Below are 20,393 nucleotides of genomic sequence, written 5' to 3' on the forward strand. Positions count from 1 at the left end.
ATCAAAAGCATCATGGCCAGGAAAACCGAAAGCAGCGGCCCCTCCGTCAGTCCAGAGGAGGCGCTGGAATTCCACGCCATGGGACGGCCCGGCAAGCTGGAGATCGTCGCCACCAAGCCGATGGCCACGCAACGCGATCTGAGCCTCGCCTATTCGCCTGGCGTCGCCGTTCCCGTGCGTGCCATCGCCGAGGATCCGAGCCGCGCCTTCGATTATACGACGCGCGGCAATATGGTCGCCGTCATCTCGAACGGCACCGCCATTCTCGGTCTCGGCAATCTCGGCGCGCTGGCCTCGAAGCCGGTCATGGAAGGCAAGGCGGTGCTGTTCAAGCGTTTCGCCGATGTCGATTCCATCGATCTTGAAGTGGCGACCGAGGATGCCGACGAGTTCATCAACTGCGTGCGCTTCCTCGGCCCTTCTTTCGGCGGCATCAACCTCGAGGACATCAAGGCGCCGGAATGCTTCATCATCGAGCAGCGGCTGCGCGAGCTGATGGATATCCCCGTCTTCCATGACGACCAGCACGGCACTGCCATCATCTCGGCCGCCGGGCTGATCAACGCGCTGGAGATCACCGGCCGCGACATGAAGACCACGAAGATGGTCTGCAACGGCGCGGGTGCCGCCGGCATCGCCTGTATCGAACTGATGAAGGCGATGGGTTTTGCGCCGGAAAACATCATCCTGTGCGACACCAAGGGCGTGGTCTTCCAGGGCCGCACCGAAGGCATGAACCAGTGGAAGTCGGCGCACGCGGTCAAGACCGAGGCGCGCAGCCTGGCCGAGGCGCTGGACGGCGCCGACGTCTTCCTCGGCCTGTCCGCCAAGGGAGCGCTCACCACCGCCATGGTGCAGTCGATGGCCAAGAACCCGATCATCTTCGCCATGGCCAATCCCGACCCGGAGATCACGCCGGAGGAAGTGGCCGAGATCCGCACCGATGCCATCATGGCCACCGGCCGTTCGGACTACCCCAACCAGGTCAACAATGTGCTGGGCTTCCCCTATATCTTCCGGGGAGCGCTCGATGTGCGCGCCACCACCATCAACGACGAGATGAAGATCGCGGCCGCCAGGGCGCTTGCCGAGTTGGCGCGCCAGGACGTGCCGGACGATGTCGCCGCCGCCTATCAGGGCAACCGTCCGAAATTCGGCCCCAACTACATCATCCCGGTGCCGTTCGATCCGCGCCTGATCTCGGCGATCCCGCTGGCGGTGGCGAAGGCGGCAATGGAATCCGGCGTCGCCCGCAAGCCGATCCTCGATCTCGACCGCTATGCGCAGGAACTGTCCGCCCGCCGCGATCCGATTGCATCCACCTTGCAGCGCATCTACGACCGCGTGCGCCGCCAGCCCAAGCGCATCGTCTTCGCCGAGGGCGAGGAGGAGCAGGTGATGCGCGCCGCCGTCTCCTATGTGAACCAGAGGCTCGGCACGGCGATCCTGCTCGGCCGCGACGACGTCATCAAGGACAATGCCCGCAATGCCGGCATCGACCTGAACAAGCCGGGCCTGGAGATCATCAATGCCAGGCTGTCGCGCCGCAACGGCATCTACACCGACTATCTCTACGAGCGCATGCAGCGGAAGGGCTTTCTGTTCCGCGACTGCCAGCGGCTGATCAACAACGACCGCAACCATTTCGCCGCCTGCATGGTGGCGTTGGGCGATGCCGACGGCATCGTCACCGGCGTCACCCGCAACTATTCGACCGCGCTCGACGACGTGCGCCGCATCATCGACGCCAAGCCCGGCCACCGCGTCATCGGCGTGTCGATCGTGCTGGCGCGGGGCAGGACGGTGCTGGTCGCCGACACCGCCGTGCACGACATGCCGAACGCCGAACAGATCGCCGACATCGCCGAGGAGGCGGCCGGCTTCGCCCGCCGCATGGGCTACGAGCCGAGGCTCGCCATGCTTGCCTATTCCACCTTCGGCCATCCGCAGGGAGAACGTTCCGAGCGCGTGCAGGAGGCGGTGCGCATCCTCGACAAGCGCCGCGTCGATTTCGAATATGACGGCGAGATGGCAGCGGACGTCGCGCTGAACCCGCGCGCCATGGCGCAATATCCGTTCATCCGGCTGACCGGCCCGGCCAATGTGCTGATCATGCCGGCATTCCACTCGGCCTCGATCTCGACCAAGATGCTGCAGGAACTCGGCGGCTCGACCGTCATCGGCCCGCTGCTGGTGGGCTTGAACAAGCCGGTCCAGATCGTGTCGTTGAACGCCAAGGACTCGGACATCGTCAACATGGCGGCGATCGCCGCCTATACGGCGGGGAACTGACACGGCAGCAGCTCGACCGTTTCTTTATCTGAGCCAAAGCAAAAGGCCCGCGGCGATGCCGCGGGCCTTTCCTTTGTGATCTTTGCGTTCGATCAGAAGTTGCGCTGGAAACGGACGATACCGCCCCAGCTGTTTTCCTTGTCGGCTTTGGTGAAGTTGTAGTCGTCGGCCTGACCGAACTTGCCGTCGTGGTAGTAGTTGACTTCGGTCGTGACCGTGAAGCCCGGAACGAGCGTGTAGGCCACGTTTGCCGCGACGGCGAAGTTCTTGGCGTCGTCGGCCGAGACCTGGAGGTTGAAGGCGGTCTTCGGGTTGAACTTGTAAGTGCCGCCGCCCCAGACGGCCCAGTTGCCGCCCCAGGGCTTGTAGAAGCCGCGCCCGCTACCGTGCTCGACCAGATTGTCGTCGGTGCCGTAGCCGCCCATGACGAACAGCGACAGCTCCTTGGTGACGTTGACGTCCAGGCGAACCTTGCCGGCCACTTCCTCGTAGTTGCTGTCATAGGCGACGACGCCGGTGATCGCACCCCAGTCGCCCTTGTACTTCAGGCCGCCGACGACATGCGGGACATAGCTGTCGATCAAGCCGAGGATGCCGCCAGTGTCCGCACCCTCTTCGAGCGAGACCACGCCCGAGAAGCCGCTGCCGGCGTCGAAATAGTAGCTGACGACGTTGGTGACCTTGATGCCGTATGGGATGATCGTGTCCTGCACGACGTTGCCGGCATAGCCGATGAACTGGTCGTAAGGCGTCTCATCCACGCCGACGCGCAGGCCGCCGAGCTGGACCCAACCGAATTCCAGGTTCACCGCCGACGCGCCGTTCTTGAAGTTGAAGCGGGTCTCGGTATAGGTCTTCAACGTGCCGAGCTCGGTTTCCTGGCCGGTCCAGGTCCTCAGCGCGAAACGGGCGTTCTTGTTCCAGCTGTTCTGCGAGTCGCCGTCCATGACGTCGGTCGTCTTGCGGCCGTCGAGGGTGCCGGGATCGCCGAAGCCGGCGTCATAGCGGATGTAGCCGCCGACGCGCAGGCAGGTCTCGGTGCCGGGGATGTAGAAGTAGCCGGCGCCATAGACGTCGCAGATCTTGACGTATTCGGCCGGTTCCGGCTCGGCAACGGTCACCGTGTCGGCGGCGCGCGCGCCCGAAACTGCGATCAGCGCCGCAGCGGAGCCGAGAAGAAGGCTCTTGATGTTCATTTTCTTGAATCTCCAGTCAAAGGTTCAAGACAGGCCTGACATGCCGTTCGGCTTTTGCCACCCCCGTCCCCATCGTTGAAAAAGTCGCGCACCGGCGCCGCTTCTTCACCTTGGACATGGCTTAATCGGTCGTCACGTACAACAGAGATTGTGTCTGAAAGGCGGCTTTTTGAATCTTGTGAAGGTCTTGTTGCCCAAATATCACGTCATATATTTGTAAAAATGGAACATATTGCACAATCTATACAATCGAAACGCGAAGAAGGACGCGGAAACGTGCCAAATGTGCCAATATTACATTTTTGTGACGAAAGATTTGCCGGCTAAAAGGAGCAGGCGAACGCGGAAAAAAGACTCCGGGTCAGGACAGTCCGCGGGCTGCGCGTACCACGTCCTCGACCATGTCATCCCTCAACATCTCGATGGGAACGCGGCCATTCAACTCCGGCGACGGCCGGCTCAGCCAAAACCAGGCAAGCCTCGGATTGGCGATCGCCGAAAGCACCTCGCTGATCCCCGGGACCGGCCTGCCGTCGATGAACTGGGCCAAGGGGAAGACATGCTTGCGGCCGCCCTTGCGCAAGGCAACGACCTCACCGCGTCTTTGCCAGCGATGCAGCGTGGAGCGCGGGATACGGAGCCTCTCTTCCAGATAGGTCGAGCCGGCGACCTCGCCGGCCCAATCCTCGATCAGCATGGATTGGAGGTCCGCGGCTCGCTTGGCGATCGGCTGGGGCGTCGGCCTCCCTGTCTCCGGCTTCGGCGGCGAGCGCTCGAAGGCGCGGTCGGATATGGCCGCGCCGTCGCTCGTTTCCTTCCCCGTCATCACACGGAGAAAGTCGGAGGCAAGGTCGGTCCACTCGCCGTTGAAGGAGCCGATGGCAAGGCGCTGCGCCGGCGGCAGGAAGGGGAGGGCGGCAGCCACATGGCCCGCGATCTTGCTTGCCGAAGTCAGCGCCTCGGCGTCCAGCATGACGCCATGCTGCATCAGCGCCTGTCGCACGGCTTCGGCCATAAGGCCTGCCAATGCCTCTTGTGAAATCCCGTCGGACGGGTTCTGGAATCTGGTCATGAATCTATCTTGCGGCCCGCGCTCCTCCCCAGGCGCCGGCGGTTGCTGAAAATTCTATCGCGGACAATAAAATATGCGACGGCAACGGGCCTCGCGGCCCGGCAACTTGCTGGTTTGCATCTTCACACCCCTGGTTTGGCGTGCCGAAATGTCAGTCGCGGAACGCCTATTTTGCATCTTAGAAGTCCAACGTGACAGGTCCGCGACAGGCGGCCCTGTTTGGAGGCAGCCGGCGATGACGCAACGGCATCTCTTCCCACGCAATTGCGGGACCGAAAGCCGCCACTGCTTTGTCAGGGTGTTCACAAGCGGATCATCGTTTCGCGGGAGCGATGATCTGCTCTATCTCTTTGTTTCGGCACGATTTTCGACGGAAGGCTACAGCGAACACCAAGCCCGTCTGCAGGCCGATTAGAGAAGCCCGGCTTGCTCGGCCTCGCGGCGCAGGTTCTGGCGCGGGCGCGGGCCGATCTGCTGGATCACCAGCCCGGCCGCCAGCGAGCCGAGGTCGCCGCAGTCCTTGAGGCTGCGGCCGGTCGTGTAGCCGTAGAGGAAGCCCGCGGCATAGAGGTCGCCAGCTCCGGTCGTGTCGACCAGTTCCTTGATCTTCGTCGCCTGGATGGTGACGGTCTCGTCGCCGCGCACGATCACCGAGCCTTTTTCCGAACGGGTGACGGCGGCTATTCTGCAATCCTTGCGGATGGCGGCGAGCGCCTCCTCGAAGGAGGCGGTCTGGTAGAGCGACTTGATCTCATGGCTGTTGGCAAAGACGATGTCGACGGTGCCCGAACGCATCAGCTCGAGGAATTCGTCGCGGTAGCGGTCGACGCAGAAGGAATCCGACAATGTCATCGACACTTCGCGGCCGGCCGCATGCGCCAGCTTCGCCGTCTGGCGGATAGCCTCCTTGGCGCGCGGCGGATCCCACAGATAGCCTTCGAAATAGGTCACCTTGGAGCCGGAGGCCTTGTCGGCCTCGACATCCTCGGGGCCAAGTTCGACGCACGCGCCGAGATAGGTGTTCATCGAACGCTCGCCGTCGGGCGTGACGAAGATCATCGAGCGCGCCGTCGGCGGTTCGCCCTTGAGCGGCCCGGTATCGAAAGCCACGCCCTGGGCATGGATGTCGTGCGTGTAGATTTCGCCCAGCGCGTCGTTCGACACCTTGCCGAAGAAGGCTGCCCGTCCGCCGAGGCTGGCGACGCCGGCCGCCGTGTTGCCGGCGCTGCCGCCGGAAGCTTCGATCGCTGGTCCCATGCGGCTGTAAAGCAATTCGGCGCGCCTAGCGTCGATGAGGTTCATCGCGCCCTTGATGATGCCGTTGGTCTCGAGAAAAGCCTCGTCGCATTGCGCGATGATGTCGACAATGGCATTGCCGATGCAAAGCACGTCATATTCCGGCATCAAAATCTCCGCCAAGGACTGCCCGGCTATCTGGCATGCCGGCCGGGCGCGGGTCTAGCGAGTTGGCGCCGCTTTGCCTACCCTGAAAATCGCCATTGCTTTCCGTGACGCCGCCCCCGGAGCCGATTGTTCGCCGGCTGCGGCAGCGTTCGTATCGAACTGGCCCACAACAGTCACGACCCTGACAGCTATGGTTTCACCGCGATGTAAACATTTCCGCGGCGTCGCGGGTTAGAAGCGGATCGTTCCGGCGACAGGCTGAAGGGCGCGAACCACGAATGTCCGAGAAGACCGAAATGTCCACCGACCTGGCGCTGCTCGGCGTCTTGGCGGTGCTGTGGGGCGCTTCGTATACCTTCATCAAGATCGGCGTCGAGACGATCCCGCCCGTGACCTTCATCGCCGCCCGGACGCTGATCGCCGGGGCTATTCTCTTCGCCATCATCCGCTGGCGCGGCCTCGCCATGCCCGCTGGCGCGCCGACATGGCGCCGGTTCGCCTTCCAGGCCTGCCTCAACAGCGTCGTGCCGTTCACGCTGATCGCCGCCGCCGAGCGCTCGGTCGATGCCGGCCTTGCCACCATCCTCAATTCGACGTCGCCGATCTTCACCTTCCTGCTGACGGCATTGGTCACGCGCCATGAGCCCGTCACGGCGCGCAAGCTGGTCGGTGTCGGCGCCGGCATCGTCGGCATCTGTCTCATCATCGGCACGGAGGCGCTTGGCGGACTTGGCCATGAGCTGTGGGCTCAGCTTGCGATCGTCATTGCGACGATCTCCTATGCCGGGGCGGCGATTTTCGGCCGCGGCTTCAAGGGCCTCGATCCGATGATACCCGCCGCGGGTTCGATGCTTTGCGGCGCCGTGATGCTCGTGCCGCTCAGCCTGATCGTCGACCGGCCCTGGACGCTCGCGCCTTCGGCCGCGTCGATCCTGGCCCTGCTTGGACTGTCGGTCTTTTCGACGGCGCTGGCCTTCGTCATCTATTTCCGGCTGATCCACACGCTGGGCTCGGTCGGCACCACCTCCCAGGCCTATCTGCGCGTGCCGATCGGCGTCGGCATCGGCGCCATCGTCCTCGGCGAAAGCCTCGGGCCGGCGGCCTGGGTCGGCATGGCCTTCGTCGTTGCAGGCGTCGCGGCAATGACGATTCCGGCCAGGCAGGCCAGGCTCGCGCGATAATGCATGTCGCCCAAAAGTGTGAAGCGGTTTTGGGCCAAGCGACATGCTTCGAGACAAAAACCCAAAGCGCGTCGACGCGACGCACTTTGGTTGCGCCAGGGATCGAGCCGGCCTATCTGCGAAGCGTCGTTTCTCGATGAGGCCTGGACCTGCCGTGATCCTAGACGCCGCCCGCGCCGCCGCCAGCCGGCTGTTCTCGCCTGAATTCCGCTCCGTCTTCCTGAAGACGCTGGGGCTGACGCTGCTCGCTTTGGTGGCTCTCTGGCTCGGCCTCGACAGCCTGCTCGAATGGCTGGCCTGGCCCTGGCTGCAAGCGCTGCTGCCAGGTCTGCCGTCCTGGGCCGGATGGCTGGGCGACATCATCGCCGGCATCGTTCTGGCTGTGGGCTTGGCCTTGCTCATCGCGCCGATCACGGCGATCGTCGCCGGCCTCTTCCTCGACGATGTCGCCGAAGTGGTCGAGCGTGCCGACTATCCCAACGATCCGCCCGGCAGGCCCGTGCCCGCGCTGCATTCGCTCGTGCTGGCGATCAAATTCTTCGGCGTGGTGGTCCTCGGCAACATCGTCGCGCTGCTCTTGCTTCTGGTGCCGGGCATCAACATTGCCGCCTTCTTCATCGTCAACGGCTATCTGCTCGGCCGGGAATTCTTCGAGTTCGCCGCCATGCGTTTTCGTGCCGAACCCGAGGCCAAGGCGCTGCGCCGCAAATATGCCGGCACTGTGTTCCTCGCCGGACTGGTCATCGCCCTGTTCCTGGCAGTGCCGCTGCTCAACCTTCTGACGCCGCTTTTCGCGGCCGCCATGATGGTGCATCTGCACAAGACGGTTTCGGCGCGGGAGCCGGTCTAGCCCTGCTCCTTGCCCTCCCGGAACAGCGCCTGCAGCTTGCCGAACGGCATCGCCGCCCGGGTGAAGCCGAAGGTGCCGTCCTGCTGGATCTCGCGGGCCGCCGTCTCCAGCATGCCATAGGCGAAATTGGTCAGCCATGGTCCGAGCGAGATGCGCTTGACGCCGCCCATGGCAAGGTCGGCGATGGTGAAGCCTGGCCGGGCCATCACATTGACCGGCCGGCTCACCGACGAGCAGATCGTGCGCACCATCCCGACGTCGCTAATGCCCGGCGCGTAGAGCACGTCGGCGCCGGCTTTCTCGAAAGCCTGCAGCCGCTTGATGGTATCGTCGAGATCGCTCTTGCCCCACAGGAAATTCTCGGCCCGCGCGGTGAAGACGAAATCGTGCTTGAGCGCGCGGGCAGCCTCGACAGCCGCCGCGACGCGTTCGGTCGCCAGCGCGAAATCGTAGATCGGATTGGCGGCGTCGCCGGTGTGGTCCTCGATCGAGCAGCCGGCGAGGCCCGCGGCTTCGGCCGCGAAGATGGTTTCGGCCGCCTGCTCGGGGCTGTCGCCCTTGCCGCGCTCCAGATCGGCCGAAACCGGCAGGTCTGTCGCCGCAGTCACCTCGCGGCAATGGTGGATCATGGCGTCGAACGTCACCGCGCCGTCCGGCAGGCCGCGCGAGAAGGCAAAGCCGGCGCTGGTCGTCGCCAGCGCCTTGAAACCGAACGAAGCGAGAAGCTTGGTCGTGCCGATATCCCAGGGGTTGGGTATGACGAAGGTGGAGGCATGCAGATCGCGAAAAATCTTGCCCTTGTCCATAGCGGGTCCTCGATTGGGGGTCGTAGGGGGAATTTATCGCGGTCGCTCGAACCGGGCAAATGAATGCGTCTGGCTCAGAAGCGCTCGGCGTTTTCTGCTGACAATTTCTCGAAGGCGCCAGAATCCTTGACGTAGCGCGACGCCTTGGCATCCCAGCGATAAGTGACGGAAATATCGTACGAGACGGCCTTGGGCGCGGGTTCCTCGCAGCTTTCGCCGCTCGGCTTGGTGGCGTCGGTCACCGTCACCTTGATCGCCGAATAGGGTTTGTCGCCAGCATGCGTCTGGAAGGACAGGTCCTGCGTGCGCTTATAGGCGCAGACATTTTCGTCGAACGTGTTGATCTGGTCGATAGGCTCGAAGCGGCCGTCGCGGACCAGGATCAGGATCGTGCCGACATAGCCCTGGTTCGAATTGAAATGCGTGCTCATGGTTATGAGCGCGTCGTCATCCGGGCTGATCGCGAGCTTGCCCGGATCACGAAAATAGGTGCCTTGGTCGGTTCCGACGTTGACGGCGTCGAGCAGCTTCGGCTTGCCCGTGATGTCGTAAAGCGCCAGCACGGCAAACCCTTCGGCGCTGTCCTGCGTCTGGCCGAGGTCGAAAAGCATCGCCAGCCGGTCCTTGCCGCCTGCCTTGACGGCGAGCACGGCGGCATTGGAAAGGCTGATGGTCTCGGGCGGCGAGCCGCCCTCGTCGCCACCGAGGATGTCGCGCACCTCGATCGGCGCGCTGCCCTTGTAGAAACCGTCGTCGCCGGCCTCGAGATCGGGCACGATCATTTCGGCGAGGTCGAAATAGGTAACGTCCCGATGTCCGGGAACGGCGCTGCTCAGTTCCGGAAAGCTGACGGCCTGGGCCGCCGCGGCCGTCCACAGGCACGGCAGCAGCAGGCATGCAAGCATGAAACGGCATAGTTTGGAAATCATGGACCGCGCCCCCTCGGATGCGCTCACGCTAGCACGGCGTTTTGCGGTGCGCAGCCGGGTCCGATCAGCGTATAGGCACGAGTCCGGCCAACTCCCGCATGTCATCGAACAATATGCCGCCGGCCGCCGCCAGGCCGTCGCGATCGGAGAACGGATCGGCGTGGTAGGAGAACACCCGCATGCCGGCGGCGATGCCGGCCTGGGTACCGGCGACGCTGTCCTCGATGACGATGCTGTCGGCCGGCGCGAAGCCCATCGTCTTTGCGGCATGCAGGAAGAGGTCCGGGAACGGCTTGCCGCGCCCGACCATGGTCGAGGAGAACATGGCATGCTCGAACAGCGGCAAAAGCCCGGTCTGCCCAAGCGTGATGTGCATCTTGAAGACCCGCGCCGAGGAGGCGACGCAATAGGCAATGCCGGCCTTGCGCACCGTCTCGATGAAGTCGCGCACATAGGGGATCGCCTCGACGCCATGCGTGAAAAGGTCCGGCAGGCCGGCATTCCAGCGATCGACGAAGTCGGAGCCGAGCCTGACCTCGGTCGTCTCTTCGATCTCCTTCTGCACCGAGGCCATGCTGCGGCCGGAGAAGTTCTTGCGGCAATATTCGAATGTCGTCGTAAAACCGGCGGCGGTCAGCCATTCGGCAAGGCGCCTGTTGGCAAGGTTCTCGGTGTCGACCAAGACCCCGTCGCAGTCGAAAATAACGAGTTTAGGGATTGCCATTCAAGCGGTGCCGGTCGACCCGAAACCGCCAGCGCCCCGCGTCGTGCCGCCGGCCAGCGCGCGCTCCTCGACCGCAACCTGGGTCACGGCGGCGAAGACGATCTGGGCGATGCGCAGGCCGCGCGTCACTGAAAAATCCTCGTCGCCGAGATTGACCAGCAGCACCTTCACCTCACCGCGATAGTCGCTGTCGACGGTGCCGGGCGAGTTGAGGACGGTGAGCCCATGCTTGAAGGCAAGGCCGGAACGTGGCCGCACCTGGCCTTCCATGCCCTCGGGGATTTCCAGGATCAGCCCGGTCGGCACCAGGGCTCGCTTTCCAGGCAGGATGAGCAGCGGCCGGTCTTCCGGCACCGCCGCGCGCAAATCCATGCCGGCGGCGCCCGCGCTCTCATAGGCCGGCAGAGGCAAGCCTTCACCATGCGGAAGCCTGACGAAACCGACGGTGGGGCCGATGACGGAGGAAGAATGGACAGCCGTGCGCATGAGCACACTCCTATCGGCGCGAAAGCCGATTCGGTCAACTCTGACGTAGGGCCTATCAACGGCTTTCTTTCGCGTCTGGTTCCAGGGCCCGTCAGCGCAGTTCCACCGGCACCACGGTCGTCTCCTTGATCTCCTCCATGACGAAGGAGGCCGAGACGTCCGACAGCGCCACCTTGGCGATCAGCCGCTGGTAGAGACGGTCATAGGCTTTCACGTCGGCGACACGGGCGCGCACCACATAGTCGAGATCGCCCGACATGCGGTAGACGCCGGTTATCTCCGGAAAGCCGGTCACCGCCGCGCGGAATTTCTGCAGCCAGTCCGGATCGTGGTTGGAAGTGCGGATCAGGATGAACACAGACAGGCCGAGGCCTAGCTTGTCGGCATCGACCAGCGCGACGCGACCGGTGATGACGCCATCTTCCTCCAGGCGCTTGACGCGCCGCCAGCAGGCATTGCGCGACAGCGCCACCCGCTCTGACAGCTGATCGACCGACAGCGTGCCGTCGCGTTGCAGCTCGGCCAGCAATCTTCGATCGATCTCATCAATTTCCACCGACATGTTGGGATGAATGTCCCATGAAGCCGGCAAAAGCAAGGACAATTTGGGACCGATGAACCAAACCCATGTGGCACGATACTCAGCATTCGGGGCTCATCCCGGCAGGAGGGATCACCATGACGACCAGGCTTGCGGCGCTCTTCACCTCTCACCCGGAGAAGGTCGGCGAGACCTATTTCGGCCACATGGCCTTCGCCGCCTGGTTCTGTTCGCGGCTGTCGATGGCGGCGGGCGCCGCGCTCGTTCACGCTTTCTTGCCATTTCTGTTCGAAACTACGGCGAGCCGAATCGTTCGCGAGCTCTATGAGCGCACGCACAACAGAGGCTCGCATGCGGTCAAGGAGCCGGCGGCTCTGATGGATCTCGCCTGATAGATGGTGGAAAGCGATGTGCCGGTGGGCGGCCTATCTTGGTGAAGCGGTCTTCCTCGAAGACATCATCACCGCGCCCTGCCACTCGCTGATTGCCCAGAGCCACTGCGCCCAGGAAGCCAAGTCGCCGACCAATGGCGACGGCTTTGGACTCGCCTGGTATGGCGACCGGCCCGAGCCCGGCCTTTATCGCGACATCCTGCCGGCCTGGTCCGACCCCAATCTGAAGAGCCTTTGCCGGCAGATAAAATCCGGCCTGTTTCTGGCCCATGTCCGCGCCTCGACCGGCGGCGCCACCAGCCGCATGAACTGCCACCCCTTCATCTCCGGCCGCTGGTCATTCATGCATAACGGCCAGATCGGCGGCTTCGAAAAGATCCGCCGCGCGCTGGAGAATTCGCTTTCCGACGCGGTCTTCGACCAGCGCGAGGGCACTACCGATTCCGAGCTCTTTTTCCTGCTGATGATCGATGAAGGATTGTCCGGCGATCCGCAGGGCGCGGTCTCGCGGGCGACCAGCCGCGTGCTCGAGACGTCGCGCCGGGCCGGCATCGAGCCCTCCCTGAAACTGACGGCGGCCCTTTCCGATGGCCAGGCGCTGTACGCGGTTCGCTATGCCACCGACGACCATGCGCCGACGCTCTATACCGGCGCCTTCGCCAAGCGCGACGGCCACTGCATCGTCTCGGAGCCCTTCGACCGCGACGGTGGCGAGTGGCAGGCGATACCCCCGGCCAGCTTCGTCACCATGACGAGGGACGGTACCGGGATCCGTCCGTTTGCGCCGGAGGCGAATAAGCTGGCGCTGGTCGGCTGACGCAAATCCCAGGCTGCCGCGTTCAGGCAGAGATCAGCAAAACGTAAGCACGGCGTAAGGACGCCAAAGCTCCCTCCTGTCATCTGTGGCGCCCGACGAGCCGCGAATTCATTCGCACGCTCAAAAACGCATCGATAAGAGGATCTCAGGACAATGTGCCGGTGGGCAGCCTATCTCGGCGACGCGATCTTCCTGGAAGACGTCATCGCCGCACCCTCCCATTCCCTGATCGCTCAGAGCCGCCAGGCGCGGGAGGCGAAATCGCCGACCAATGCCGACGGCTTCGGCGTGGCCTGGTATGGCGATCGGCCAGAACCCGGCCTTTACCGCGATGTCCTGCCGGCCTGGTCCGATACCAATCTCAGCAGTCTCGGACGCCAGATAAAATCCGGCCTGTTCCTGGCCCATGTGCGCGCCTCGACGGGCGGCGGCACCGGCCGCGCGAACTGCCACCCCTTCGTCTCGGGCCACTGGTCGTTCATGCACAACGGCCAGATCGGCGGCTTTGAGCGGGTCTGTCGGGTGCTGGAGAATTCGCTCTCGGATGCGCTGTTCGACCAGCTCGAAGGGACCACGGATTCCGAACTCTTTTTCCGCGTGATGCTCGACGAAGGCCTCGCGCAGGATCCGCAAGGCGCGGTGTCCCGCGCCACCAGCCGCGTGCTCGAGGCTGCGCGCCGCGCCGGCATCGAGCCGGTCCTGAAACTGACCGCCGCCTTCAGTGACGGAAGGGCGCTTCACGCCGTTCGCTACGCCACCGACGGCCAGGCTCCGACGCTCTACACCGCCGCCTTCGCCAAGGGCGTTGGTCGTTGCATCGCCTCGGAACCGTTCGATCGCGATGGCCGGACCTGGCACGAGATTCCGCAATCGAGCTTCGTGACGATGACCCGCGACCGCACCAGCATCCGGCCGTTCGCGCCAGCTGCCGCCGCGCTGGCGCTGGCAAGCTGAGGTCTCGGCATACTCTCTGCCGGCGGCTTCCGCCGCCAGCCGGCTACTGATCGAAGCGCGACAGAGCGTAAGGCGCGAGCAACGCATCGCGCTCGTCGTCGAGGATTTCGCGGGCAACGAACAGCCCCACGGCCGGCGCCAGCGTGATGCCGGAATGGGTGACGGCGATGTAGAGGCCGCCGACACCGTCGGCGCGGCTGACGATCGGGAAACCATCGGCCGGCGTCGGACGGTAGCCGATCGTGTGGAAGTCGAGTTCCAGCCCGTCGGCGCCGCGCAGCATCGCTTTCATCGCCTCGAAAAGCGCGTGCGCGTCGGCATGCGGATTCTCGCCCGGCTCGCCGCCGCCGAAGTCAGAGCCGGCGACGATGCGTCCCTCGGCCGTCTGGCGCATATGCAGTTTCTCGGCCAGCACCAGCCCGTTGAGCAGCTTCTTGTAGGGGCGAGAGTGCACGATCAGGCCGGGCGGGGTCCCGATCGGCAGCTTCACGCCCGCCGTCGAGGCGATCGCCGGAGCACCGGCGCCCGCTGCAATCACCACCTCGTCGGCGGCGATGCTCTCGCCCGATACGACGACGCCCGTGACCTTGCCGTTGGACAGCGCCAGCGCATCGACAGTCCCCGTGACGATCCGCGCGCCGCGCCCCTCGACGTCCGCCAGCAGCGCTTTTGTGGTCGCCACAGGCTCGGCCACGCCTTCCTCTGCGACGTAGAGCGCAAACGCCGGAAGCGGCGCCAGGCTGGGCTCGATGCGCGCCGCTTGTTCGCGCCCGACCCGCGCGATGCCATAGCCCCAGGACGAATGCTCGGTCGCGTACGTCTCGAGCTCGTCCGCGGGCAGGTCCCAGCACAGGCCGCCGCACCAGGCGAGCGGCAGGCCGGACAGGTCGTTCGCCAGCCGTTTCCATTCGGCCATGGCGCGGATGCGCAGCCGAAAATAGATTTCCGGATTGCCCCAGCTTGCATTGATCCAGGCAAAGGAATTCGGAGTGGCGACGCCGCCGGCGCCGCTTGTCGAGACGACCGTAACGCGCGCGCCGGCTTTCGTCAGATGCCAGGCGATCGAGGCGCCGATGATACCGGCGCCGACGACGATGACTTGTTTTGCGCTGCTCATGCCGGACCTTTTGAGGAGAATTTCCCGTCATGCCACCATGCCGGCTCGACCTCAAGTGGGAGGCGGCTAGGCACCGCCCACCGCTACCGCCTGCGCGCCGGCAATTAGGTCCTTCAGCTCTTCGCAGCGCCGCATGAGCCGGGAAGAGTCGACTTTCTTCGCGACCGCCAGCGCGGTGCCGAGCTCCAGCTCAGCGCCGGAACGATCGCCGATCTTGATGAGCAGCGCCGCGAGCGACAGCCTGGCGTCGGCGACATTGATCGGCGAGCCGATCTCGTTCCAGCGCCAGCATGCGATCTGCAGCTCCCGGGCAGCTTCGGCGAGGCGCTCTTCCTGCATGAAAAGCTCCGCCTTGGCTTCCGCGGTCAGCGCCTGGATGGAGGCCATCGGCCAGCGTTGCGGCTGGGTCTCCAATTCGGCGATTACCTCTTTCGCCCGCTCGCGCCGATTGATGCGCGCCGCCACTTTGGCCAGCGTGGCAAGGACCATGCCTCGCCGCTGCAACGTCGGCCAGCCATTGCCCACCAAGGACCGTTCGAGAGCGCTGAAAGCGGCCTCCGCCTGTCCTTGCTCGAGTTGCAGCAGCGCAAATCCGGGCTGCGGATCCCAGCCCGCGGCGTGCGACGCGCGGTAGGCGGTTTCGGCTTCCGTGAATTCTCCGGCCGCGAGGTGAATATCGCCCAGCACGCGCAAGGCATCGCCCATCGCCCAGGGCGCGTCGAGGGCGAGCTGGTCGAGCGCCGCGCGCACCAACGCCTCCGCCTCCTTCAGCGTGCCATGAACGCCGAGCACTTCGGCGCGGTGCAGCCGGCACGAGCCCGAAAGGTCTTCCAGCCCATGTCCCCTGCACCAGTCCTCATAGCCGAGCGTCCATTGGTTGGCGCGTGACCAGTCGCCGAAATTCCGGCAGGCCCACAGGATGTTGCAGTAGAGGATGCCGCCGACAACCGGGTCGACGTCGCTGGACAGGCCGAGCGCCGCGGCAAAATCCTGATCCTCCTGCCCGGATTTGGTTTCGCCGAGGCAAAGCTTGAAGAAGCCGCGATAGATCAGTCCGAGGGACTCCACGACCGGATCGTCGAGATGCCTGCCGACCGCGAAGGCTTGCTCGGCGAGCGCAAGCGCCTGCTCCGGCTCGGCTTCCGCGCCCATGATGCGCGCGCCCATCCAGCACCAGAGGCCGTGCTCCCTGCTGTCGTTGGCGGCATCGATCAATTGCGCGGCACGCTTGTGCCAGCCCTTGGCGACGGCAAGTTCGCCTCTCTCGAGATGGATTCTGGCCAGGGTTATTGCCGGCGAAGCCGCGCGCAGGCGCTCGCCGGCGACGCCAAAGGCCGTCACCGCGCGCGCCAGAAGCGGGATCGCTTCGGCCGGCCGCCCCATGCATTCCAATGCCAGCGCCCATTCCTCGAGGTCGGGCGTGAGCAACTCGTCGGCGGCATCCGCTTTTGCGAAGGAAGCCGCGGCCTCGTGCCATTTTCTGACTGCAACGGCCGCTCGTGCCGACAGGATTGATGAACCGGGGCTCGAAGGCCCGTTGCCCGCATCGGCCCGCGCCGGTCCGTTTTCCGAAGCGGTCGCCGGGTCGAGGCAAATCCGGTAGCCGAAGCGGGGCAGGTTGCGCAGTGACGTCTCCATACCGCCCTGGCGAAGGATGCCGCGGGCAAGGCTCGCGACGCGCTGCAGCGAAGCCTCGGTCACCGTCACGCCGGGCCACAGCGTCTCAAGCAATTCGTCCTTGCTCATGGCACGGTCCTGGTGCCGCAGCAAAATGGCGATGAAATCGAAGACGAGGGGCTGCGCCTCGATCTCGTTTCCAGCGAGACGAAGGGCACGGGAGTCTTCATTGAGTTCGAAGTCTCCGAAGCAATAAATTCCCATCGGCAGCAATCCCTGTAACGGCAATAGGCAAAAGATCAGAAGAAGATAAGGGCGGCGTAAGGACTGTTGGCCGCCTGTTCCATAATTCTCCGTCTGTCTGGCGGGCCAAACCGCAGTTTAGCGCAGCGGCCCCCGGCATGTCACCGGCACCGACCTGATCGGGTGCCCGGGGCATTTGAACCCAGATCAAGGAGATTGCAAAATGCAGAAATACATCATCGAACGGGAGATTCCCAAGGTCGGCACCTTCGAGCGCCAGCAGCTTCGCGACGCCTCCAAGGCCTCGAACGCCGTTCTGGCCGAGCTCGGTCCGGACATCCAGTGGGTCGAATCCTTCGTGGCCGACGACAAGACCTTTTGCGTCTATCTCGCCAAGGACGAAGCGATCATCCAGCGCCACGCCAAGATGAGCGGCTTCCCGGCGACGAAGATCACCGAGGTCAAGCGCCTGTTCGATCCGACGACGGCTTACGCCACCGCCTGACCGGGAGGGATCGATCGTGAAGCGCTTTGTGGAAATCGTCCTTGCGGTCGGCGCCTCGGCGCTGTTTTACAGCACTGCGGTCGCCCATGACATGCCCGATCCCGTGCTCAACCGGTCCCGGGAAATGGCGGCCAAGTATCTCGACATCAAGGTCGCCAAGGCGGACGGCTACCAGCAGCTGTTCGAATGCACGACGCATGACGAGCACGGCACGATGGGCGTCCATTTCATCCATCCCGCCCGCGCCGGCGACGGCAAGCTGGTGCTCGGCGAGCCGGACGTGCTGACCTACGAGCCGGAGGCCGATGGCTCGATGCAGCTCGTCGGCATGGAATACATCGTCTTCGAAAAGGACTGGAAGGGGAAAAGCGTACCTGAATTCCTCGGCCGCACCCTGCAACGCAAGACGACGGTGGGCGTCCACCCGGTGGACCCCTACTACGAACTCCACGTCTGGCACTGGCGACACAATCCGGCCGGCATGTTCGCCGACTGGAACCCGTATGTGAGCTGCGAGCACGACCGGTCCTGACCTTTTGTCGGCAAAAGGCCTTTGGGAGGGCCACCGGTGGCCCTCCCTTCACCGTTTTATCGAAAGGAGATATGATCATGACTATCCTTGTGCAGGAGCGTGCGGCCAGTCGCTCCGTACTCCGGCGCGCCTTCGCCGTGGCCATCGATATCTGCCATGCCGGCGGAAGTTTCCTTGCGCGCATCATCCGCATCCGCAGGGATCGCGCCCTGCTGGACGAGCTGCCGGACTACCTGCTGCGCGACATCGGCATCGACCGCTCGGAAATCTCGTCGGTCACCTGGTTCGGCAGCAAGGCCGGTAGCGACGGTCCGTGGATTTGAAGGGCCAGCCTCTTTTTCCCGTGGCGCTTCCCGGGTCGCGACCAGCACTCTGCCCAAAACCGTCGACAGGCCGGGAAAGCGCTGCTAGAAGCCCGCGCCACAGACAGGATTCCACGACTTGGCAGAAGACATCGAACAGGCCGTATCGCGCCGCCGCACCTTCGCGATCATCGCCCACCCCGACGCGGGCAAGACGACGCTCACCGAAAAGCTGCTGCTGTTCGGCGGCGCCATCCAGCTTGCCGGCGAGGTCAAGGCCAAGAAGGATCGCATCCAGACGCGGTCCGACTGGATGAAGATCGAGCGCGAGCGCGGCATCTCCGTCGTCACCTCGGTGATGACCTTCGAATATGAAGGCAATGTCTTCAACCTGCTCGACACGCCCGGCCACGAGGATTTTGCCGACGACACCTACCGCACGCTGTCGGCGGTGGATTCGGCCGTCATGGTCATCGACGCCGCCAAGGGCATCGAGCCGCGCACGCTGAAGCTGTTCGAGGTCTGCCGGCTGCGCGACATCCCGATCATCACCTTCGTCAACAAGATGGACCGCGAAAGCCGTGATCCGTTCGAGATTCTCGACGAGATCGAGCAGAAGCTGGCGCTCGACACGGCGCCCATCACCTGGCCGATCGGCCGCGGCAGGACGTTTTCCGGCACCTATCACCTGGCGCTCAATGCCGTGCGCAGGGGTGATGAGGAAAAGGAGCGCATGCCCGTCAACGGCCCTGATTCCAACCGCGTCGCCGGGCTCTTGCCGGACAATGAGCGCGAAGCCTTCATCGAGGAACTGGAGCTGGCGCGGGAAGCCTGCCGCCCGCTCGACGTGGAAGCCTTCCGCGAAGGTCATCTGACGCCGGTCTATTTCGGCTCGGCGCTGCGCAATTACGGTGTGCGCGATCTGATCGAGGCGCTGGGCGCCTACGGCCCGCCGCCCCGCGCGCAGGAGGCCGATACCCGCACGGTCGAGGCGACGGAGGAGAAGATGACCTCCTTCGTCTTCAAGATCCAGGCCAACATGGACCCCAACCACCGCGACCGCATCGCCTTCGTGCGCGTCTGCTCGGGCACGCTGGAGCGTGGCATGAAGGCCAAGCTTGTGCGCACCGGCAAGCCGATGTCGCTCTCGGCGCCGCAATTCTTCTTCGCCCGCACCCGCGTCACCGCCGACGAGGCTTACGCCGGCGACGTCGTCGGCATTCCCAACCACGGCACGCTGCGCATCGGCGACACGCTGACCGAAGGCGAGGAGATCCTGTTCCGCGGCGTGCCCAATTTCGCGCCGGAAATTTTGCGCCGCGTGCGGCTCGGCGACGCCATGAAGGCGAAAAAGCTCAAGGAAGCGCTGCACCAGATGGCCGAGGAGGGCGTCGTCCAGCTGTTCTCGCCCGAGGACGGCTCGCCGGCCATCGTCGGCGTCGTCGGCGCGCTGCAGCTCGACGTGCTCAAGGAACGGCTCAACATCGAATACACGCTTCCCGTGGATTTCGAGATGTCGCGTTTCTCGATCTGCCGCTGGATTTCGGCCGACGACAAGGCGGAAGTGCAGCGCTTCATCGAGGCGCATCGCGGCGACATCGCCCGCGATCTCGACAACGATCCGGTGTTTCTGGCCCAGCACGCCTTCTCACTGAATTACGAGGCCGAGCGCTGGAAGGCGATCCGCTTCGCCACCGTCAAGGACTATCAGGTCCGCGACAAGGCGGCGTGATTCTAGTGAGTAGTGAAGTAGTTGATTGGTAATTGGAAAGAGCTGGCATCGCTACTCACTACTCACTACTCACTAATTCTCATCCCCTTGCCGCCGCTTCGATCTTGTCGATCTCGATCTTGCCCATCTTCATCATGGCGTCCATGACGCGGCCGGCCTTGGCACGGTCGGGGTCCATAAGCAGGCGCGGCAGCTGTTCCGGCACCACCTGCCAGGAAACGCCGAACTTGTCCTTCAGCCAGCCGCAAGGTCCGGGCTCGCCACCTTCGCTGAGCCTGGTCCAGAAATGGTCGACCTCTTCCTGCGTCTTGCAGTCGATCGATTGCGATATGGCTTCGGTGAAATTGAATTCCGGTCCACCATTGAGTGCCTGGAACGGCACCCCGTCGAGCTCGAACGTGGTCACCAGCACCTTGCCCTCGTCACGATGGCCCTTGGGCCAGCGCATGATGCTCAGCACCTTCGAGTTCTTGAAGATGGAAATGTAATGGTTCATCGCCTCTTCGGCCTGGCCGTCGAACCACAGGCAGGTGGTGATCTTTTGCATGTGCTTGTCCTCCGAATGCTTCTTTTGCGGTTACCGTCAAACGGCTGGCCGCGAGAAATGGTGCCATGCCGTCTGCCAAGGACGGCCGGGCAGGCCGCGATCCGACACAGGCTTGCTGTTTTTCCGCAAGAATCTGGCGCAGTGCAAAATGGTG

The 20,393-nt window shown here is 64.1% G+C and carries 21 protein-coding genes; 10 read left to right on the top strand and 11 right to left on the bottom strand.

All coding sequences use genetic code 11. From position 1 onward, the window contains the following. Positions 1-12 precede the first annotated feature (12 nt). Positions 13-2,292: an NADP-dependent malic enzyme gene (locus FJ417_RS04000; RefSeq protein WP_140647335.1), complete on the top strand. Its 2,280-nt coding sequence runs from the start codon at positions 13-15 to the stop codon at positions 2,290-2,292. A 92-nt stretch (positions 2,293-2,384) separates the two neighbouring features. Here FJ417_RS04000 and FJ417_RS04005 read toward each other — a convergent pair whose 3' ends face one another. From FJ417_RS04005 to FJ417_RS04015, 3 genes are all read right to left on the bottom strand, one after another. Further along, the gene (locus FJ417_RS04005) at positions 2,385-3,488 is read right to left on the bottom strand and encodes a porin (protein WP_140782553.1); all 1,104 of its coding nucleotides are present in this window, start codon (positions 3,486-3,488) and stop codon (positions 2,385-2,387) included. A gap of 361 nt (positions 3,489-3,849) precedes the next feature. Beyond that, on the bottom strand, positions 3,850-4,560 hold the full coding sequence (locus FJ417_RS04010) for an antitoxin Xre/MbcA/ParS toxin-binding domain-containing protein (RefSeq protein ID WP_140782554.1): 711 nt from the start codon (positions 4,558-4,560) through the stop codon (positions 3,850-3,852). A gap of 411 nt (positions 4,561-4,971) precedes the next feature. Further along, a complete protein-coding gene (locus tag FJ417_RS04015; RefSeq protein WP_140782555.1) occupies positions 4,972-5,964 on the bottom strand; it encodes an adenosine kinase in 993 nt (330 codons plus the stop codon). Positions 5,965-6,242: 278 nt separating this feature from the next. On the opposite strand from FJ417_RS04015, the gene FJ417_RS04020 reads away from it, so the two are divergent. After that, positions 6,243-7,145, top strand: coding sequence for an EamA family transporter (locus FJ417_RS04020; protein WP_140782556.1), 903 nt, complete (start codon positions 6,243-6,245; stop codon positions 7,143-7,145). Positions 7,146-7,299: 154 nt separating this feature from the next. Continuing rightward, positions 7,300-7,995, top strand: a complete 696-nt coding sequence (locus FJ417_RS04025) for a sulfate transporter family protein (RefSeq protein WP_140782557.1) — start codon at positions 7,300-7,302, stop codon at positions 7,993-7,995. Here the strand turns inward: FJ417_RS04025 and FJ417_RS04030 are convergent. The 5 genes from FJ417_RS04030 to FJ417_RS04050 all read right to left on the bottom strand — a co-directional run bounded on the left by FJ417_RS04030 (position 7,992) and on the right by FJ417_RS04050 (position 11,502). Beyond that, complete coding sequence (locus FJ417_RS04030) at positions 7,992-8,801, bottom strand: oxaloacetate decarboxylase (protein ID WP_140647329.1); 810 nt, start codon at positions 8,799-8,801, stop codon at positions 7,992-7,994. The two genes, FJ417_RS04025 and FJ417_RS04030, sit on opposite strands and share 4 nt — an antisense overlap. 74 nt (positions 8,802-8,875) lie before the next feature. Further along, entirely contained in the window at positions 8,876-9,730 is an 855-nt protein-coding gene (locus tag FJ417_RS04035) for a hypothetical protein (RefSeq protein ID WP_140782558.1), read from the bottom strand. A 64-nt stretch (positions 9,731-9,794) separates the two neighbouring features. Further along, positions 9,795-10,454 carry an HAD family phosphatase gene (locus tag FJ417_RS04040; RefSeq protein WP_140782559.1) on the bottom strand — a complete coding sequence of 220 codons (660 nt, stop codon included), beginning with the start codon at positions 10,452-10,454 and terminating at the stop codon, positions 9,795-9,797. Beyond that, positions 10,455-10,940, bottom strand: coding sequence for a dUTP diphosphatase (dut, locus tag FJ417_RS04045; RefSeq protein ID WP_140702534.1), 486 nt, complete (start codon positions 10,938-10,940; stop codon positions 10,455-10,457). 91 nt (positions 10,941-11,031) lie between these two features. After that, positions 11,032-11,502 (bottom strand): Lrp/AsnC family transcriptional regulator, encoded by a 471-nt coding sequence (locus FJ417_RS04050; protein ID WP_140647325.1) that lies wholly within the window; start codon positions 11,500-11,502, stop codon positions 11,032-11,034. Between the two features lie 116 nt (positions 11,503-11,618). Here FJ417_RS04050 and FJ417_RS04055 point away from each other — a divergent pair, with 116 nt between their 5' ends. The 3 genes from FJ417_RS04055 to FJ417_RS04065 all read left to right on the top strand — a co-directional run bounded on the left by FJ417_RS04055 (position 11,619) and on the right by FJ417_RS04065 (position 13,644). Continuing rightward, positions 11,619-11,873 (top strand): DUF6356 family protein, encoded by a 255-nt coding sequence (locus FJ417_RS04055; protein WP_140782560.1) that lies wholly within the window; start codon positions 11,619-11,621, stop codon positions 11,871-11,873. Between the two features lie 16 nt (positions 11,874-11,889). Next, positions 11,890-12,690, top strand: coding sequence for a class II glutamine amidotransferase (locus tag FJ417_RS04060; RefSeq protein WP_140782561.1), 801 nt, complete (start codon positions 11,890-11,892; stop codon positions 12,688-12,690). Between the two features lie 153 nt (positions 12,691-12,843). After that, complete coding sequence (locus FJ417_RS04065) at positions 12,844-13,644, top strand: class II glutamine amidotransferase (protein WP_140782562.1); 801 nt, start codon at positions 12,844-12,846, stop codon at positions 13,642-13,644. A 43-nt stretch (positions 13,645-13,687) separates the two neighbouring features. On the opposite strand, the gene FJ417_RS04070 is transcribed toward FJ417_RS04065, so the two are convergent. Next, positions 13,688-14,761 (bottom strand): FAD-binding oxidoreductase, encoded by a 1,074-nt coding sequence (locus FJ417_RS04070; protein WP_140782563.1) that lies wholly within the window; start codon positions 14,759-14,761, stop codon positions 13,688-13,690. 66 nt (positions 14,762-14,827) lie between these two features. Then, on the bottom strand, positions 14,828-16,507 hold the full coding sequence (locus FJ417_RS04075) for a hypothetical protein (RefSeq protein WP_348639919.1): 1,680 nt from the start codon (positions 16,505-16,507) through the stop codon (positions 14,828-14,830). Between the two features lie 337 nt (positions 16,508-16,844). Here FJ417_RS04075 and FJ417_RS04080 point away from each other — a divergent pair, with 337 nt between their 5' ends. From FJ417_RS04080 to FJ417_RS04095, 4 genes are all read left to right on the top strand, one after another. Continuing rightward, complete coding sequence (locus FJ417_RS04080) at positions 16,845-17,126, top strand: DUF4242 domain-containing protein (protein WP_140650260.1); 282 nt, start codon at positions 16,845-16,847, stop codon at positions 17,124-17,126. A gap of 16 nt (positions 17,127-17,142) precedes the next feature. Then, positions 17,143-17,658, top strand: a complete 516-nt coding sequence (locus tag FJ417_RS04085) for a hypothetical protein (protein ID WP_140782565.1) — start codon at positions 17,143-17,145, stop codon at positions 17,656-17,658. Positions 17,659-17,735: 77 nt separating this feature from the next. Then, a complete protein-coding gene (locus FJ417_RS04090) occupies positions 17,736-17,981 on the top strand; it encodes a DUF1127 domain-containing protein (RefSeq protein ID WP_181183149.1) in 246 nt (81 codons plus the stop codon). 118 nt (positions 17,982-18,099) lie between these two features. Further along, the gene (locus tag FJ417_RS04095) at positions 18,100-19,692 is read left to right on the top strand and encodes a peptide chain release factor 3 (RefSeq protein WP_140650252.1); all 1,593 of its coding nucleotides are present in this window, start codon (positions 18,100-18,102) and stop codon (positions 19,690-19,692) included. A gap of 79 nt (positions 19,693-19,771) precedes the next feature. Here the strand turns inward: FJ417_RS04095 and FJ417_RS04100 are convergent, their stop codons facing one another. After that, complete coding sequence (locus FJ417_RS04100) at positions 19,772-20,239, bottom strand: VOC family protein (RefSeq protein WP_140782567.1); 468 nt, start codon at positions 20,237-20,239, stop codon at positions 19,772-19,774. Positions 20,240-20,393: the final 154 nt, after the last annotated feature.

The organism is Mesorhizobium sp. B3-1-7, from assembly GCF_006439385.1.
In the GTDB taxonomy this organism is placed as follows: Bacteria; Pseudomonadota; Alphaproteobacteria; order Rhizobiales; family Rhizobiaceae; genus Mesorhizobium.

What these genes read in the sequence shown, in the direction of transcription:
- FJ417_RS04000 (WP_140647335.1), top strand. Translation starts at nt 13, where the DNA reads ATGGCCAGGAAAACCGAAAGCAGCGGCCCCTCCGTCAGTCCAGAGGAG.
- FJ417_RS04005 (WP_140782553.1), bottom strand. Translation starts at nt 3,488, where the DNA reads ATGAACATCAAGAGCCTTCTTCTCGGCTCCGCTGCGGCGCTGATCGCA.
- FJ417_RS04010 (WP_140782554.1), bottom strand. Translation starts at nt 4,560, where the DNA reads ATGACCAGATTCCAGAACCCGTCCGACGGGATTTCACAAGAGGCATTG.
- FJ417_RS04015 (WP_140782555.1), bottom strand. Translation starts at nt 5,964, where the DNA reads ATGCCGGAATATGACGTGCTTTGCATCGGCAATGCCATTGTCGACATC.
- FJ417_RS04020 (WP_140782556.1), top strand. Translation starts at nt 6,243, where the DNA reads ATGTCCGAGAAGACCGAAATGTCCACCGACCTGGCGCTGCTCGGCGTC.
- FJ417_RS04030 (WP_140647329.1), bottom strand. Translation starts at nt 8,801, where the DNA reads ATGGACAAGGGCAAGATTTTTCGCGATCTGCATGCCTCCACCTTCGTC.
- FJ417_RS04035 (WP_140782558.1), bottom strand. Translation starts at nt 9,730, where the DNA reads ATGATTTCCAAACTATGCCGTTTCATGCTTGCATGCCTGCTGCTGCCG.
- FJ417_RS04040 (WP_140782559.1), bottom strand. Translation starts at nt 10,454, where the DNA reads ATGGCAATCCCTAAACTCGTTATTTTCGACTGCGACGGGGTCTTGGTC.
- dut (WP_140702534.1), bottom strand. Translation starts at nt 10,940, where the DNA reads ATGCGCACGGCTGTCCATTCTTCCTCCGTCATCGGCCCCACCGTCGGT.
- FJ417_RS04050 (WP_140647325.1), bottom strand. Translation starts at nt 11,502, where the DNA reads ATGTCGGTGGAAATTGATGAGATCGATCGAAGATTGCTGGCCGAGCTG.
- FJ417_RS04055 (WP_140782560.1), top strand. Translation starts at nt 11,619, where the DNA reads ATGACGACCAGGCTTGCGGCGCTCTTCACCTCTCACCCGGAGAAGGTC.
- FJ417_RS04060 (WP_140782561.1), top strand. Translation starts at nt 11,890, where the DNA reads ATGTGCCGGTGGGCGGCCTATCTTGGTGAAGCGGTCTTCCTCGAAGAC.
- FJ417_RS04065 (WP_140782562.1), top strand. Translation starts at nt 12,844, where the DNA reads ATGTGCCGGTGGGCAGCCTATCTCGGCGACGCGATCTTCCTGGAAGAC.
- FJ417_RS04070 (WP_140782563.1), bottom strand. Translation starts at nt 14,761, where the DNA reads ATGAGCAGCGCAAAACAAGTCATCGTCGTCGGCGCCGGTATCATCGGC.
- FJ417_RS04075 (WP_348639919.1), bottom strand. Translation starts at nt 16,507, where the DNA reads ATGAGCAAGGACGAATTGCTTGAGACGCTGTGGCCCGGCGTGACGGTG.
- FJ417_RS04080 (WP_140650260.1), top strand. Translation starts at nt 16,845, where the DNA reads ATGCAGAAATACATCATCGAACGGGAGATTCCCAAGGTCGGCACCTTC.
- FJ417_RS04090 (WP_181183149.1), top strand. Translation starts at nt 17,736, where the DNA reads ATGACTATCCTTGTGCAGGAGCGTGCGGCCAGTCGCTCCGTACTCCGG.
- FJ417_RS04100 (WP_140782567.1), bottom strand. Translation starts at nt 20,239, where the DNA reads ATGCAAAAGATCACCACCTGCCTGTGGTTCGACGGCCAGGCCGAAGAG.